This is a genomic window from Desulfobacula toluolica Tol2, assembly GCF_000307105.1.
Lineage (GTDB): Bacteria > Desulfobacterota > Desulfobacteria > Desulfobacterales > Desulfobacteraceae > Desulfobacula > Desulfobacula toluolica.
In genome coordinates, this window is the sequence record NC_018645.1 from 287,391 (window position 1) to 304,203 (window position 16,813).

General features: G+C 41.8%; 17 protein-coding genes. 11 read left to right on the forward strand and 6 right to left on the reverse strand.

The features are described from left to right. Window positions 1–157 precede the first annotated feature (157 nt). On the forward strand, window positions 158–1,384 hold the full coding sequence (locus TOL2_RS01350) for an isocitrate dehydrogenase (NADP(+)) (RefSeq protein WP_014955765.1): 1,227 nt from the start codon (window positions 158–160) through the stop codon (window positions 1,382–1,384). A gap of 157 nt (window positions 1,385–1,541) precedes the next feature. On the opposite strand, the gene TOL2_RS01355 is transcribed toward TOL2_RS01350, so the two are convergent. The 6 genes from TOL2_RS01355 to TOL2_RS01380 form a co-directional block, all read right to left on the reverse strand. Next, window positions 1,542–2,249, reverse strand: a complete 708-nt coding sequence (locus tag TOL2_RS01355; protein ID WP_014955766.1) for an ABC transporter ATP-binding protein — start codon at window positions 2,247–2,249, stop codon at window positions 1,542–1,544. After that, a complete protein-coding gene (locus tag TOL2_RS01360) occupies window positions 2,242–3,030 on the reverse strand; it encodes an ABC transporter ATP-binding protein (protein WP_014955767.1) in 789 nt (262 codons plus the stop codon). Before TOL2_RS01360 ends, TOL2_RS01355 begins: the two co-directional genes overlap by 8 nt. Before the next feature lie 26 nt (window positions 3,031–3,056). After that, a complete protein-coding gene (locus TOL2_RS01365) occupies window positions 3,057–4,253 on the reverse strand; it encodes an ABC transporter permease subunit (protein WP_014955768.1) in 1,197 nt (398 codons plus the stop codon). A 3-nt stretch (window positions 4,254–4,256) separates the two neighbouring features. Further along, window positions 4,257–5,171 carry a branched-chain amino acid ABC transporter permease gene (locus TOL2_RS01370; RefSeq protein WP_014955769.1) on the reverse strand — a complete coding sequence of 305 codons (915 nt, stop codon included), beginning with the start codon at window positions 5,169–5,171 and terminating at the stop codon, window positions 4,257–4,259. 40 nt (window positions 5,172–5,211) lie between these two features. After that, complete coding sequence (locus TOL2_RS01375; RefSeq protein ID WP_014955770.1) at window positions 5,212–6,402, reverse strand: branched-chain amino acid ABC transporter substrate-binding protein; 1,191 nt, start codon at window positions 6,400–6,402, stop codon at window positions 5,212–5,214. Window positions 6,403–6,553: 151 nt separating this feature from the next. Further along, window positions 6,554–7,696 (reverse strand): MalY/PatB family protein, encoded by a 1,143-nt coding sequence (locus TOL2_RS01380; protein ID WP_014955771.1) that lies wholly within the window; start codon window positions 7,694–7,696, stop codon window positions 6,554–6,556. A gap of 254 nt (window positions 7,697–7,950) precedes the next feature. Here TOL2_RS01380 and TOL2_RS01385 point away from each other — a divergent pair, with 254 nt between their 5' ends. The 10 genes from TOL2_RS01385 to TOL2_RS01425 all read left to right on the forward strand — a co-directional run bounded on the left by TOL2_RS01385 (window position 7,951) and on the right by TOL2_RS01425 (window position 16,760). Next, entirely contained in the window at window positions 7,951–9,729 is a 1,779-nt protein-coding gene (locus tag TOL2_RS01385; RefSeq protein WP_014955772.1) for an aminopeptidase P family protein, read from the forward strand. A gap of 344 nt (window positions 9,730–10,073) precedes the next feature. Next, window positions 10,074–10,238, forward strand: coding sequence for a rubredoxin-like domain-containing protein (locus TOL2_RS25080; protein ID WP_014955773.1), 165 nt, complete (start codon window positions 10,074–10,076; stop codon window positions 10,236–10,238). 35 nt (window positions 10,239–10,273) lie between these two features. Then, on the forward strand, window positions 10,274–10,456 hold the full coding sequence (locus TOL2_RS01390) for a hypothetical protein (protein ID WP_014955774.1): 183 nt from the start codon (window positions 10,274–10,276) through the stop codon (window positions 10,454–10,456). 358 nt (window positions 10,457–10,814) lie between these two features. Next, a complete protein-coding gene (locus TOL2_RS01395; protein WP_014955775.1) occupies window positions 10,815–10,994 on the forward strand; it encodes a rubredoxin in 180 nt (59 codons plus the stop codon). 62 nt (window positions 10,995–11,056) lie between these two features. After that, on the forward strand, window positions 11,057–11,887 hold the full coding sequence (locus tag TOL2_RS01400; protein WP_014955776.1) for a rhodanese-like domain-containing protein: 831 nt from the start codon (window positions 11,057–11,059) through the stop codon (window positions 11,885–11,887). 85 nt (window positions 11,888–11,972) lie between these two features. Then, window positions 11,973–13,094 carry an NAD(P)/FAD-dependent oxidoreductase gene (locus TOL2_RS01405; RefSeq protein WP_041279192.1) on the forward strand — a complete coding sequence of 374 codons (1,122 nt, stop codon included), beginning with the start codon at window positions 11,973–11,975 and terminating at the stop codon, window positions 13,092–13,094. A gap of 45 nt (window positions 13,095–13,139) precedes the next feature. Beyond that, entirely contained in the window at window positions 13,140–15,284 is a 2,145-nt protein-coding gene (locus TOL2_RS01410; protein WP_014955778.1) for an FAD-dependent oxidoreductase, read from the forward strand. Between the two features lie 61 nt (window positions 15,285–15,345). Continuing rightward, window positions 15,346–15,537, forward strand: a complete 192-nt coding sequence (locus tag TOL2_RS01415) for a ferredoxin (protein ID WP_014955779.1) — start codon at window positions 15,346–15,348, stop codon at window positions 15,535–15,537. A gap of 14 nt (window positions 15,538–15,551) precedes the next feature. Next, window positions 15,552–16,127 (forward strand): rubrerythrin, encoded by a 576-nt coding sequence (gene rbr / locus TOL2_RS01420; protein WP_014955780.1) that lies wholly within the window; start codon window positions 15,552–15,554, stop codon window positions 16,125–16,127. A gap of 279 nt (window positions 16,128–16,406) precedes the next feature. Next, entirely contained in the window at window positions 16,407–16,760 is a 354-nt protein-coding gene (locus TOL2_RS01425; RefSeq protein ID WP_014955781.1) for a DVU0772 family protein, read from the forward strand. The last annotated feature ends 53 nt before the right edge of the window (window positions 16,761–16,813 follow it).

The window sequence follows — 16,813 nt, forward strand, 5'->3', positions numbered from 1 at the left end:
CAGAGTGATCTGTCATGGCCGTTTATATGAAAGTCTTAAAAAATTCATAAATAGGTTTTTGATTTTTGCTGTGGTGGTTTAATCTGTCATGGGAGTTATTCCGGATGTGAATCTTTGCGTTTCATAAGAAAATATATTTAATTTGAAGGATATGACAATGGAAAAAATAATTGTAGAAAATCCAGTCGTTGATTTGGACGGGGATGAAATGACACGGATCATCTGGAAAGAAATCAAGGGTAAGCTTATTTTCCCCTATCTGGAATTGGAAACCGTTTATTATGATCTGGGTATTGTGAACCGGGATGATACCCTTGATCAGGTGACGGTTGATGCTGCCAATGCTGTAAAAAAGGTTGGAGTGGGGATTAAATGCGCGACCATTACACCTGATGAAGCCCGTGTTGAAGAATTCGGCCTCAAAGAGATGTACCGTTCTCCTAATGGCACTATCCGGAATATCCTGGGCGGAACGGTTTTCAGGGAACCCATTGTGGTAAAAAACATTCCAAGACTTGTTACCACCTGGAAATATCCTATTTGTATCGGTCGTCATGCTTTTGGAGATCAATACAGGGCCACGGATTTTGTTGTGAAAAAAAAAGGCAAACTTGAGCTGACATTCACTCCTGCGGACGGTTCAGACCCAGAAGTGTTTGAGGTCTATGACTTTGCCGGCGGCGGGGTTGCCATGGGTATGTACAATACTGATGAATCCATTTTTGGTTTTGCCCATTCATGTTTTAATCAGGCCATCAATAAAAAATGGCCCCTGTATCTTTCCACAAAAAATACCATTCTAAAAAAATACGATGGCAGGTTTAAAGATATTTTTGAGCAGGTTTACCAGGAACACTATAAACAAAAAATGGATGAACTGTCCATTGGCTATGAACACAGGTTGATTGATGATATGGTGGCTGCCGCCCTGAAATGGGAAGGAGCCTTTGTCTGGGCATGTAAAAATTATGACGGGGATGTTCAGTCGGATACCCTGGCTCAGGGATTTGGCTCTCTGGGGCTTATGACCTCCTGCCTGGTTACCCCGGACGGAAATACAATGGAAGCCGAGGCTGCCCATGGCACGGTTACACGGCATTTCAGGGAACACCAGAAAGGAAACCCAACGTCGACCAATCCCATTGCTTCGATTTTTGCATGGACAAGAGGTCTTGCTTTCCGGGGAAAACTGGATAAAAATCAGGCATTGATTGATTTTTGCAACACCCTTGAGCAGGTCTGTATAGATACTGTTGAAAGCGGTAAGATGACCAAGGATCTGGCACTGACTATTCATGGTAAAAATCTTGATAAAAGCCACTATCTCAACACCCGGGAATTTCTGGACGCAATCGCCGATAATTTATCAAAAAAACTGGAATAACAGGTCTTATAAATTAATAATGCAGACCAGCCTGACAAACGCTTTAATGCTTGGGAGTGCGGGTCGAAAGCGGAACACTTTTTGCCGTTGTATATAAAATGGCTGCTTGAACCTCTTGGTTTGGGGATTCAGCAGCCTGAAACATAAGTTTAACCCTCTATATGCCCAGATATGCCTTTTTAACATCTTCGTTGGCAAGAAGATTTGTTCCCGTATCGGTTAATGTAATCACACCGTTTTCCATTACATACCCCCGGTGGGCTTTTTTCAGAGCAAGATTTGCATTTTGTTCAACAATAAAAATAGTGGTATTCTGTTCTTCATTTATTTTTTTAATAATACTAAAAATCTGTTTGACGATCAGGGGTGCCAGCCCAAGGGAGGGTTCATCCAGCAGCAGTACTGTGGGCCGTGACATCAATGCCCTTGATATGGCAAGCATTTGCTGTTCACCTCCGCTTAAGGTTCCGCCTGCCTGGTTTTTTCTTTCAGCCAGTATGGGAAACAGCGTGTAAACATAGTCCAGATCTTTTGTGATGTTGTTTGTGTCATTGCGTAAAAAAGCACCCATGTCAAGATTTTCAGCAACCGTGAGGTAAGGAAAAATTCTTCGGCCTTCGGGAACCTGGCAGATGCCCATTTTGACAATTTCTTCGGGCGGCATTGCTGTTATATCAAGGCCTTTAAACTCTATTCTGCCGCGTTTGGCCGGAACAATGCCGCTGGTTGTCATCAAGGCGGTGGATTTTCCCGCTCCATTGGCTCCTATAAGGGATATTATTTCCCCTTCTTTTACCTCAAGGTCAATCCCTTTGAGGGCATGAATATTTCCATAATATGTATGGATATTGCTGAGTTTAAGCATTATAGGATTCATCTCCAAGATAGGCTTTGATTACTTCCGGGTTCGACTTTATCTCTTCAGGGGTGCCTTCTGCAATTTTTTTGCCGTAATCCACCACATGAATATTGTCAGACAGGCTCATGACAAGTTTCATGTCATGTTCAATCAGGAGGATTGATACGTTCTCCTCATCCCGGAGCTTTATGATAAGATCATCCAGGCTTTTTGTCTCCTGGGGATTCATGCCGGCTGCAGGCTCATCAAGGAGCAGAAGAAAGGGGTTTGTTGCCATTGCCCTGGCAATTTCAAGGCGACGCTGGGCACCATAGGGAAGATTTGTGGCCAGTTCATTCACATACATTTCAAGGCCTATTTTTTCAAGTATGGAATAGGCTTTTTCAACAATGAATTTTTCTTCCGCTTTTGTGGCTTTGCCACGGAATATTGCACCCAGTACACCTGTTTTTGTAATGGGGTGGCATCCGATCATGACATTTTCAAGAACCGTCATGGATTCAAAGAGACGAATATTCTGAAAGGTTCTGGCCAGCCCTTTTTTTGTAACAATATTGGGTTTAAGCCCGTTTATCCTCTCCTGCTTTCCTTTGGGAAAGATAAGAATATCCCCTTTTGTGGGTTTGTAAATACCTGTAATGCAGTTAAAAAATGTTGTTTTACCGGCACCATTGGGACCGATAAGAGCTGCAATCTGCCCTGCGTGAATACAGATATCAAGGCTGTCAAGGGCCCGTAAGCCGCCAAAGGCCATGGTCATGTTTTTTACTTCAAGAATAGGTTTCATTTAAACACTTTAATGGTTGAAAAGAGTTATGTTTTTTGAAATTTGTATGTTTTGCGGACATTTTTTATGATTCCGCCGGGCCTGAAAACCATCATAAGAACAAGAACCGCACCAAATATGATCATTCTGAATTCTGCAAATGCCCTTAAATATTCCGGTAGCAAAATGAGAAGAAGCGCTCCTGAAATCACACCGGTTATGGAACCCATGCCGCCAAGCACAACCGTACACAGTATAATTACCGACTCCCATATGGTAAAACTGGCAGGATTGATAAAAGTTGTTTTTGCGGCAAAAATCACACCTCCCATCCCGGCCCACATGGCCCCTAGTCCAAAGGCTCTAAGTTTTGTTTTTGCCTTGTCGATTCCCATGGCCTGGCAAGCTATTTCATCGTCTTTAAGGGCAATCCAGGCTCTTCCGATCCGTGAATTTTCAAGTCGGTTGATCACAAATATGGTAAAGATGACCAGCCCCACAATGATGTAGTATAAATAAATGATTGATCCTGAAAGGGAAAGGTCAACGCCGAAAAGAGGGGGCTTGGGAATATTGGCGATGCCGCTGGGGCCAAAGGAGAAATCATTCCAGTTTTCAAGAACAAGGCGAATGATTTCTCCAAATCCCAGGGTTACAATGGCAAGGTAGTCCCCCCTGAGTCTTAATACAGGGTAACCCAGTATTACGCCAAAGATCAGAGCAAGAATTCCGCCTAAGGGCAGGGCAATCCAGAATATAAGGCCGTAGTGATAGTTGAGCAGGGCATAGGAGTATGCTCCCACAGCAAAAAAAGCGACATATCCAAGGTCCAAAAGTCCTGCAAGACCGATAACAATGTTAAGGCCTAGTCCAAGCATCACATAGATCAAGGCTGAAATCATGATATTGGTCTGGTACATGGAGAACAGATGGGGGAAGGCAAGGATGAAACATCCCAGCAGTATCATCAAGGGAATAAAGATCTTTTTTTTCTGGGAAATTTTTTGAACAAAAGAGAGTTTATCAATAGCCTCTTTTTTTGCTTTCATGGATTTTTGTTTGATCATGTATCGCCAGAGCATGCTGAAAAAAAAAGAGCCCGCCCCAACAAAGGCCATATTTATCCAGCGCCACTGAACAATATTTTCAACCGTATTGACCCGGATCACCATGATTGGAAATGTCAGAAACATGAACCACAGTGCTGCCAGAATTGATTTTTTTATTTCACTTTTTATTGTCATAATCTATACTTTCTGTGTCTCGGATTTGCCCAGGATTCCCGAAGGTCTCAGTATCAGGATTCCGACAAGAAACAAAAACGCAAACACATCCTCGTAATCACTTGAGATATAGCCTGTAAAAAAGCTTTCCGTCCATCCTAAAACCAATGAGCCGAGAACAGCTCCAGGTATGGAGCCGATGCCTCCGAGAACTGCTGCAACAAATGCCTTGATGCCTGCAATAAATCCCATGTAAAAATTGATCTGCCCGATGTGGGACGCAATTAAAAGACCTCCGATTGCAGCAGTGGCAGAACCCACAACAAATGTGAAGGTGATCACTTTGTTTACATTTATTCCAAGAAGAGATGCCATTGTTTTGTCCTGGGATGTGGCACGCATGGCTTTACCGATTTTCGTGAATTTGATGAGAAAGGTGAGAAAGATCATTACAATAACCGTTGTAATAAAAATAACAAGTTCAGCCGATGTCCAGATATGTGAATAAGGTTCCCAGAATTTAAAATCGGGAATCAGGCTTGGAAACGGCAGAAAGTCTGATGTCTGGGCCAAAAGGACATAGTTCTGGAGGAAAAGCGACATTCCAATGGCACTGATCAGTGCGGAAAGACGCGGTGCATTTGCATCCCTCAGTGGTTTATAAGCAATTTTTTCAATGGTGAAACCGTAGGCACTGGCATATATGATGGATGCTGCTGCAGCAACGATAATAACAGCCAGGCTTGGCATTCCCATCATTGTCAGGACGCTTGCCACAATCAGGCCCGTAAAGGCACCGATCATGTAGATTTCACCATGGGCAAAATTGATAAGCTGTATGATGCCGTATACCATGGTATAGCCCAGGGCTATCAGGGCATAGATGCTGCCCCTGGTCAGTCCGCCAAAAAAAAGGTATGAGAAATAGTCAAAATCCATATTACCTGCTTTGCTTGTTCGACATTATTTTTGCCCACCATTATTTTTGTTCGACAAATGCACCGTCTTGTATCCGGTAAACAGAAAAGCCTATGCCTGTTGCATCACCATTTTCATCAAAGCTGATTTTTCCAAGGGGTGTTTCAACATACTCTGATTTAAGGGCTTTCATGACGGCATCGTAATCTGTACCTCCTGCTTTTTCAATAGCGTTGAGCAAGGCAAGGGTTGCTGCATATGCGGCATCAAAAAATGCGCCGGGATCGGTTCCATAAACGTTCTGATGTTCTTTTTTTGCCGCAATGGCAAGTTCATTGCCGGAAACATCCATGGGGCCTGTGGCAAAAACGCCTTCGGCATATTTGCCTGCAACTTTGATAAAGGTATCGTCTTTTATACCATCTGAGCCCATGAAAAGAGTGTCCATTTTTTTCTTGCGCATAAGTGTTACTATTTTGGATGCTTCAGGATGATAACCGCCCCATACAACAAGTTCGGGTTTGATCTGCCTGACTTTCATGACAATGGCTGAATAGTCTACAGAACCTGGTGTTACGCCTTCGAAAAGAGCCACTTCAATACCTGCCTCTGTAAAATATTTTTGTGCAAGCTCGGCCTGTCCTTTTCCATAATCTCCCTTGTCATGGAGTATGACAATTTTTTTAACCTTAAGAACTTCGGTTGCAAACTTTACCTGAATTTTTGCCTGAACAGCATCGTGGGCAATGGTTCTTAAAAAATTGGGGTATTCACCTGACAAGGTTAAATCAGGATTTGTGGCGGAAGGGGACATGGCAATAATGCCGGCATCTTTGTAAATTCCCATGGCGGATTTGGTTGCGCCGCTGCAGATATGGCCAAGCACAACGTCAACTCCGTCTGAAATAAGTTTTGTGGCCGTATTGCCGGCAACTTCAGGCTTACACACGTCATCTTCCACTAAAAGTTCAACCTGTTTGCCAAGAACTCCGCCATTTTGATTTATTTTGTTTACAACCAGCCTTGCGGCATTTACCGTAGGCAGCCCATAGGATGCAAGATCCCCGCTGTGTGCGCCTGCAACACCCAGCTTGATTGATTCATCAGATTGTTTTTCAGCTTTTTGTATGGGCGTTTTATTTTTCTGTTTGAGTTTTGGAATGGTTTCTGATTCATCCGTGGGTTTTTCGCCACAAGAAAAAAGCAGAAAAATGCATGATAATATTACTAAGCTTAAAGAATGTTTTTTCATCGTTAATTCCCCTTTAGTATGAAATGTTTGTTTCGGACAGCATAGTTACAATTTAACCCCATTCTTTTGACTATAAAAAGAAGGCTTTTCATAGTCAAGGAATTTTATGCCGTAATGTTTGGAGCGGCTAACGGTTTTTTGATTTTTGCCGTCACAGTTTATTTAAGGCGGTTTCCATTCTGTTTAACCCTTTTTCAAGCACAGATTTCGGACATCCGAAATTGAGGCGTACAAACCCTTTTTGTCCAAAAAAACGGCCGTCGGACAGTCCCACACCTGCCTGTTCAAAAAAACGGACAGGATCTTCAAGCCCTGTCTGCCTGACATCAATCCAGGCAAGGTAGGTGGATTCAATAGGGTTGAGTTTGCACCCTTTCATTTTATTGATCCTGGTTTGAACAATGTCCCGGTTTTTTCTCAGGTAGGCAATCAATTGAAAGAGCCAGTCATCACACTCTTTATACGCGGCTGTTGCCGCGAAAAGGCCCAATAGATTTACATGGGGAATCAGGCCTTGTAATCCGGATGTGAATTTTTGTCTTAACCGTTCATCCGGGATGATGGCAAAAGAACAGCCAAGACCCGGAATATTATAAGTTTTGGAAGGTGCCATCAAGGTGATTGTTTGTTGGGCGGCGGTTTGTGATATTGATGCAGTGGGCAGATGGTGCTTGTCATTGTCCAGGACAAAATCACTGTGGATTTCATCTGAACAGATGACAACATCATTGGCAGCGCAAAGCTCCACAAGCTTGTTGATTTCCTGTCGTGTAAAAACAGTTCCACATGGGTTATACGGGCTGCAGAACATAAACAGGCTGGTGTTTTTTTTGAATTTGTTTTCAAGGGCATCAAAATCAAGGGTTGCCCGCTGTTTTATCTCTACCATTGGAACAGTGACAAGTTTTTTTTCGCAGTTTCCAGGGGCATCTAAAAACGGCGGGTATATAGGTGTTGTGGTGACAATCTGATCTTGTGGTTTGCCAATGGTTTTGCAAGAATTGTTCAATGCGCTGACAACACCTGGAATCCATATGATCCACTCTTTTTCAACTTTCCAGTCATAGAGGGATTTTAATCGTTTTATAACTGCACAGTTGAGTTCGTCGGGAACAATCGTATATCCCAAAATTCCATGTTCAATGCTTTGTTGAAGGATTTTTAAAACAGGGGTCGGGACTTTAAAATCCATGTCCGCCACCCACATGGGCAGGATATCCGTGTCTTTGTATTTTTCATATTTCAAAGAAGACGTGCCGCTCCGGTCAATTATTTCATCAAAATTGCAGTTCATCTATTTATCAGGCTCCTTTAAATTCAGTGATTGAAACAGTTCATATTAACACGAAAAAATGGAAATAAAAGGAACGGTTTGTAAGAATTGCCTGAGTTTTTTTTGAGGGTGTAAAAAACAATTGGGAGAAAAATTTAAACTATTGTATGCTGACCTGGAGTTTGCTTTATGGATTTGTTGTTGATCAAGCTCAACAAATTGCCATTTCCCTATTTTTTTGTTGCGATAAACCAATGTTAAATAAAGGTTAAATAATGAATACAAATGAAAAATTAGATATGATCCGGCAATGGATGAAAGATAAAAATTTTGCTGCAATTGTTGTTCCAAGCGATGATCCACATCAGAGTGAATATGTTGCCGAACACTGGCAGGCAAGAAAGTGGCTTACCGGATTTTCAGGCTCTGCCGGAACGGCTGTCATAACACTTGATCATGCTGGTTTGTGGACGGATTTCAGATACTATATCCAGGCTGAACAACAGATCGCAGGATCACGGTTCAAGCTGTATAAAGCGGGAGAACCGGATGTTGCGACCTTTCAAAAATGGCTGATTGATACGCTCAAGCCAAAAGATACCATTGGTATGGATGGGAACGTGTTCAGCACAGCCAATGTGAAAAAGTATGAAAAAAAATTTAAAGCCAAAGGCCTTTTGCTGGATACAAAAATGGATATTATAAGGGAACTATGGACTAACAGGCCTGCCATGCCAATGTCACAGGCCTTTTGTCTGTCGGAAAAATATGCCGGAGAAAACAGACAGGATAAAATCAGGCAAATTCGGAACCGGATGGATACCCTGGGTGCAGGCTACCATTTGACGGCAACCCTTGATGATATTGCCTGGACCTTGAATCTTAGGGGAAAAGATGTTCATACAAATCCTGTAAATATTGCGTTTTTATTGATTGGACCTGACAAGGTGTCTTTGTTTGTCAACAAGAAAAAAATAAGTGCTGCGCTTGAACAGGAGTTGAAACATGATGGTGTTCACCTTGCTGAATATGAAAGCATTACCATTGCATTATCGCAAATTCAAGATCAGCAAACAATTTTAATTGATCCTGAAAATACCAATTACAGACTGTATCAGTCTATTAATAAAAATTGCAGGATTATTGAAAAGCCCAATCCGGCCATTGCGCTCAAGGCTGTTAAAAATGAGACACAAATTGCTCATTTGAGACACACTGCAGTAAAAGACGGGGTGGCGGTTGTCAATTTTCTTTTCTGGCTTGCCCAGCAGGGTGAGAATGCACAAATAACCGAACAATCTGTTGCAGATATATTGTATGGGTTTCGAAAAGACCAGCATTTGTTTGTGGATAACAGTTTTGATCCGATCATTGCTTACCGGGACCATTCAGCCATGTGCCATTATTCGGCAACAAAAGAATCTGATGTGGTCATTGGCAGCGATGGTATGTTTTTATTTGATTCAGGTGGTAATTATTTTACCGGTACAACCGATATTACCCGGACTGTTTTTCGGGGTGAACCGTCAAAAAAGGAAATAACAGATTACACCCTGGTTCTCAAAGGCCATATTGCCGTGGCAACAGCACTTTTTCCCAAAGGAACCAGAGGGTTCCAGATTGATACGCTGGCAAGGCAGTATTTATGGAAACAGGGAATGGATTTTGGTCATGGTACAGGGCATGGCGTCGGGTTCTTTTTGTGTGTTCATGAAGGCCCGGCAAGGATCAGTCCCCATCCGGTTGATGTGAAACTTGAAAAAGGTATGGTGCTGACCAATGAACCGGGTGTCTACAGGGAGGGCGGTTATGGTATCCGTTTGGAAAACATGATTCTTGTGGATCAGGCCTTTGAAAATGAGTTTGGAACATTTATGAAATTTGAAAACCTGACATATTGTCATTTTGAAAATAATTTGATTGACACAGATATGCTGTCAGGCGAGGAAAAAGACTGGATCAATTCATATCACACCATGGTATATGAAAAGCTGTCCCCTGAACTGGATAAGGATGTGGCATCATGGCTCAAGGAAAAAACCCGGCTGATTTAAATGAAAAAAAGATCAGGCCCGGAGTAATTTATTGTAGCTGAGGGAATTTTTGTGGTATAAAAAGTATTATCTTTTTTGCTTTTCATGTTCATTTTCATTATGCAGTCACCTGTATTCGTTTCCTTTGTGGCTGGTCTTGCTATGGAATCAAATGATTTGATGAAATTTTTTGTGCAGAAACCCGTTTTTGATTTTTGATTGATTTGGCACGTTTTTTGGTTGTCTATATGTTTGATCGTTTATCTGATTGTCTGATAGAAAAGTTTTGATAAGAATAACATCAGAACAGATGTGAAAATTATCCATCAGGCAAAAATAGTTTGTTTAAAAAAAGGAGAAAAATAATGGTCAGCTGGTTATGTAGTAAATGTGGGTATACGCTTGAAGCAGATACCCCGCCCGAAGAGTGCCCGTCCTGCAAGAGCGATTGTTCCTTTGTTGATAATTCCTGCTATACGCCGGATTGCGAAGGAAAGCCAAATGATCCTCAAATCAAGGGAGAGGATTGAAAAAAACAGAATAAATCGAATGCCGGGAGGTTGTTATGACAAAAAAATACAGAATAAAAACGTCTTGCCCCCAGTGTGGATGTTCAGGAGTGTCTCACCTGTCTGAAGAGGAAATTAAAAAACGGTATGGAGATGTGCCCAATATCGAACTTGAATGTCATGAGTGCATGATGATTATGGATGCGGATGTTCAAGAAGATACAAATGCGGATGAGTGAATAGATCACCAATACCAAAGCGTATCACTGGGCAATAAAACATATGCGGCATGGGATAACATCCCATGCCTTTGATTTTAATGATTGTTTTGTGCCGGTTAAATCGTATGCTTTCGCAAGAAAAAATTGAATCACGCCTTTGACCGGGGTATTGTATTGCTCCAATCTTTATTATGATGTCTGGTGTCCGGATGGCTTTGAGACAGGTTTGTATTGTTGTGGCATGATACAAGAGTTTCTCTTGATTGATACAAAGAGGGCAATATTCGTGAGGAAGTTAAATGTGAAAAGTATTGAAGCTGAAATGGTTTTCAAAAAGAAATGACTTTAAATATGTGAAGGAAGAAAGGAATTCAAAGTGGCTGAACCCAAGGATATATACCAATGTCAAACAGTGAATTGCGGTTATCTTTATAATCCTGATAAAGGAGACAGAAAAGGAAAGATTGCAAAGGGAACAAAATTTGAGGATCTTCCGGATAGCTGGAGATGTCCTGTGTGCGGTGCAAGTACCAAGTCATTAAAATCGCTTGGTTAAGTTAAGGGTATAAAGAATAGACGGTTTTAATATTGATATGAAATTTAAAAAGAGGATTTGATATGAAATGGATGCAGTTTTTTACACCTGCTAAATCGTTAGACTTTAAAGAGACGGAAAATTATATTTCTCAACATCCGGGAGAACAGATGACCATACTGGATGTAAGGCAGCCATCGGAATACCAGGATAGCCATATTCCGGGTGCCGTCCTTATTCCTTTGCCCCAGCTGTCGGACCGGCTGGGTGAGCTTGACCCCGAGCGTCCCACCCTGGTTTATTGAGCAGTAGGAGGGCGCAGCCGTGTTGCTGCTCAGATGCTTGCCGGAAAGGGGTTTAAAAGCGTATTTAATGTGTCAGGCGGGATAAAGGCCTGGCAGGCGAAAACCGCAATTGGCCCCCAGGATCTTGGAATGGACCTTTTCAGTGGCAAAGAAGAACCTCTGGATGTGTTAAAAGTGGCATATTCTCTTGAACAGGGGTTATGCGAATTTTATAATACCATGGAAAAACAAGCAAAAAAGAAACAGGTGAAAGATCTTTTTGGCAAATTATCTGAAATCGAAGTGAAACATCAGATGTCTATTTATAAGGCATATAATGAGATCAGTGCCGAGAAAGTGAGTAAGGATAAGTTTGAAACAATGGTTGAAGCAAAGGCTTTGGAAGGTGGTATGACGACAAAAGAATATCTTGATCTTTTCAAGCCTGATCTTGATTCTGAAATTGAAGTAATTTCCCTTGCCATGTCAATCGAGGCCCAGGCCCTGGATCTGTATCAGAGAGTTGCTTTGAAAATTGAAAACAAGGAATCAAAAGCGATGGTCAATAAAATTGCCAATGAAGAAAAAGCGCATTTGGCAAGCCTGGGTAAACTAATGGATGCTCTTTAGCCTGAATGTCACAAAGAACCTGAAGGTAACATGTAACCCGGATGTCCCATGTAATTTGAAGCTCATACCTAAAAGGAGAATGAATTTGAACAAAAATCTTGTGCTTGTCGGAGGAGGTCATGCGCATATGATGACCCTTGAAAATATCGGTAAATTTGTTGAAAAAGGGGTGAAAGTAACCGTTATAGGGCCTTCTGTTTGTCACTATTATTCGGGTATGGGGCCCGGAATGCTGGGCGGAACTTACACTCCTGAAGATATCCGGTTTGCCACCAAAGAGGTGGTTCAAAGACAGGGGGGTGTTTTTGTAAAGGATAAAGTTGTCCGGATTGATCCTGAAAAAAAACAGGTTTACACACATACAGGGCAGAAAGTTTCCTATGACGTAATCTCCTTTAATGCGGGCAGTTATGTTCCCATGCCGGAAGCGTTTGAAAATAATGATCATATATATCCGGTTAAGCCCATTGAAAAATTGATGGATGCGGCAGATAATCTCAAAGCCCTGTTTGCACAAAAAAAAATAAATATCAGCATTGTCGGTGGCGGCCCTTCATCTGCCGAAGTTGCAGGCAATGTATGGCAGCTGGCAAAAAAAACAAACCGGCATATGCCTGATATTCATATTTTTGCCGGTAAAAAATTCATGTCACGGTTTCCCGGGAACGTGAGATTGAAAATTATTTCCTCGCTTGAAAAAAGAGGGGTTCAAATTCATGAAACAGGGTATGTAAAACAGATTCAACCAGATGAAATTTATTTTGAATCAGGTGACACATTTTCAACAGATTTTCTTTTTATAGCGATGGGGGTTAAGCCTTCAACTATATTTGAGGCATCTGGTCTGCCTGTGGGGCCGGATAAAGGACTTCTGGTGAATCAATATCTTCAGTCAACAGATTATCCTGAAATATTTGGAGGCGGAGATTGTATCTATTTTGAGGATCAGCCTTTGGATAAAGTCGGGGTTTATGCGGTTCGGCAGAATCCTATCCTGATGCACAATCTGATGGCTGCCCTGGAAGGCGCTGAACTTAAGCCTTTTGACCCCGGGCCTGATTATTTGTTGATTTTCAACATCGGTGGAGGCCAGGGTGTATTAAAGAAAAATAATTTCGTGTTTGGCGGGAAAATTGCATTCATAATTAAAGACTATATTGACCGCAAATTCATGAAGAAATTTCAAGCCATTGAAAAGGTGGCATAGATATTTTGATTGTTGCTGTTAAATGCTGAAAAGGGAAGATGACGGATGAAAAAAAGTTTGGGAGTGAAAATTATACTGTTGATGGTCATCGCAGGTGTAATTGTCCTGTTTTTTTTGTTTGATCTGGACCGGTATTTTTCGTTCGTCAACCTGAAAAGTCAATTGGATTTCTTTGAGGGCTATTACCGTCAGCATAAAGCTTTAACCATGGTTATGTACATGGCAGTCTATGTTCTAATGGCGGCATTGTCTCTTCCGGGTGCTGCCGTTATGACCCTTGCAGGAGGTGCTTTATTCGGTCTGGTTTACGGAACTGTTCTGGTCTCTTTTGCCAGCACCACAGGTGCAACCCTGGCATTTTTATTTTCCAGGTATATGTTCAAAGACTGGGTTCAGCGTAAATTTTCATCAAACCTTGATGCCATTAACAAGGGGATGGAAAAAGAGGGTGGATTTTACCTGTTTGCCTTAAGGCTTGTGCCGGTGTTTCCTTTTTTTGTGATCAACCTGGTCATGGGATTAACGGCTCTTCGCACCAGTGTGTTTTATATTGTGTCCCAGGTGGGAATGCTGGCAGGAACCATTGTCTATGTGAATGCCGGAACCCATTTGGCAAAAATAGAATCAGCTGGTGGAATTTTATCGTTAAAACTTATTTTTTCCTTTGTTTTGTTGGGTATTTTTCCGATTATTGCCAGACGCTTTATATCGGCAGTTAGGCAGAGGAAAGTTTTTTCAAAATTTATGAAGCCAAAAAAATATGAGTATAACCTGGTTGTCATAGGTGCAGGCTCTGCCGGGCTTGTGGCCTCCTATATCGCAGCAGCCGTCAAAGCAAAGGTAGCCTTGATTGAGGCTCATCAAATGGGGGGGGATTGTCTCAATACCGGGTGTGTTCCCAGCAAGGCTTTGCTTGCCGGTGCTAAATTTCTTTCCCGTGTCAAAAGAGCAGAAGAGTACGGGTTTGACAAGGCCTCGGTAGAGTTTGATTTTGCAAGGGTCATGGAGCGGGTTCAATCTGTTATTAAAAAAGTGGAACCTCATGATTCGGTTGAGCGGTATACCGGGCTGGGTGTGGATTGTATTCATGGTAAAGCAAAAATCATATCCCCGTTTGAAGTTTGTGTGAATGATAAAATATTCACCACAAAAAATATTATTATCGCAACCGGTGCAACCCCTATGGTGCCTGACCTGCCGGGCCTGGAAAAGATAAACTATCTGACTTCGGATACAATCTGGGATATCAGGACCCTGCCGAAAAAACTGCTGGTGCTGGGTGCCGGACCTATTGGGTGTGAGCTGGCCCAGGGTTTTTCAAGACTGGGATCAAATGTGACACTTGTACAGAGAAGCGGCCGGATAATGAAAAAGGAAGACCCGGACGCGGCTCAGATTATTTTGGACCGGTTTCAGGCAGAGGGTATAACACTTTTTTTGAATCATTCAGCCAGAGCTATTGATGTTTTGGGGGAGGAGAAAAAACTTGTCTGTGACCATGATGGAAAAGAGGTAAAAATACCATTTGACGAAATATTGATCGCTCTTGGAAGGGTTCCTGATGTTAAGGGGGTTGGCCTTGAAGAGCTGGGGATTGAGTTGAAAGGCAATCAATCAATTAAAACCAATGAATTTTTGCAGACCAATTTTCCCAATATCTATTGCTGTGGAGATGTTCATGGTCGGTATCAGTTTACCCACACAGCAGCTCATGAATCATGGTATGCTTCTGTGAACGCACTGTTTGGCGGATTTAAAAAATTCAGAGTGGATTACAGTATCATCCCCTGGGCTACTTTCACTGATCCTGAAGTGGCAAGGGTGGGAATAAATGAGACAGATGCAAACCTTGCCGGCATTGATTATGAAATGGCCAGATATGGACTTGCTGATCTTGACCGGGCCATTGCAGATTCTGAAGACCATGGTTTTGTAAAGGTTTTGACCGTGCCGGGAAAGGACAGAATATTGGGGGTCACCATTGTGGGGCATCATGCAGCAGATGTGATTTCCGAGTTTGTATTGGCAATGAAGCATGGAATAGGATTGAATAAAATTCTTGGGACCATCCATATTTATCCTACCATGGCAGAAGCCAACAAGTATGCAGCAGGTTTATGGAAGAAAACCCATGCACCTAAAAAATTACTTGCATGGGTCGCAAAATACCACGCCTGGGTGCGCAAGTAAGGTGTGGGTTGTTAAGTTAAGGTTAAGTTAAATTAATTTTTTAAAAGGAGGAAAATTTAAGATGAAAGTAACCATTACAAAACAGTGCATGGGTGACAGAAACTGTAACGATCTTTGTCCTGAAGTTTTTGAATATGATGAAGATCAATTAAAATCTACGATTAAAATAGATGATATTCCAAAACATCTTGAAGAGATCGTTCGCCGTGCAGCAGATGAATGCGGTGCAGATGCCATTATTATTGAAGAATAAAAAAGAAGGTGCCCATGGTTAAATTCAGGGAAAGTCAGACAGCAATTAATCTTCATACCTCTTTTGCAGCAGAGACCCAGGCAAGAACACGGTATGATTTTTTTGCAAACAAAGCCCGGGATGAAGGGTATATCCAGATAGCAAAGATATTTGATGAAACAGCGAATCAGGAATTTGAACATGCCCTGCGGTTTTTTAAATTTTTTAACGGGGGTGAGCTTGAGATCAAATGGACCTTTCCCACCGGTGTTATCAAGGATACATATGCCAATCTTCTTTCAGCGGCAGCATTGGAAAAGTATGTCAGTGAGGATATGTATGCCAAATTTGCTAAAATTGCTGAAGATGAAGGCTTTGAAAGGGCAAAAGATACGTTTGTTAATATTATTGTTGCTGAAAAGCATCATGAAAAGCTCTACCTTGAACTGGCCGGGAATATTGCAACGGACAGGGTGATTAAAAAAGACGACGAAAGAGTCTGGCGTTGCCTGAGCTGTGGATATATTCACACTGGAAAAGCAGCACCCAGAAAATGCCCTGCCTGTGTAAAACCGGCAGGCTTTTTTGAGTTGCTGTGTGAAAACTGGTAAACTGCTAAGCTGTAACCAACACACTTGGTGATACGTTTTTGTATCACCAAGTGTGTCTCATTTTTTGTGCCAATTATTTTATATCTTTGATTTCCTATTCTCGCCAATGGTTATAATTCCTGTGTTTAAAGCCGTCTTATGATTCTGTCGTGTGCAGGCACGAAATTTGCTATTAACTATATTATGTTGTTGTAGTATGTCGAATTGGTTTTATAAAAGTGATTTTATAAAAGTAGTCCTGAAACAGTGGATTAACTAAAACACTAATTGGAGGCGACGATGAGTCTTAATGATATAAAAAAAAATTATGATCTGATCAATTCCGTAGACTGGGACATGACACCGGAAGAGGCCATTGCGCTTCATCTTGAGTGGGGGCCGTTAAGATCACAGGCCTATTATAATTCACGGGACAATAGTAATGAAACCGTCTATTTCGTCATTAATACATGGAAAAAAATACCGATTTTAACCTTGGTCAGACGGCGGGGGTTTGATTCCGAAGAACTGGGAACTTTCAAGCTGCCCCAAAATCTTGAAAAAGAATTTATGAATGGAATCGGCAAGTATAAGGGGGTATATGCGGTTGATGGAAATGTAAGGGATTGGCTCAAAAAGGAGCTTGACGTTTAAGCAGTTATTATAATACTTGTCTTGGAGTTTTTAATTGCAAAAAAAGTTCGGGA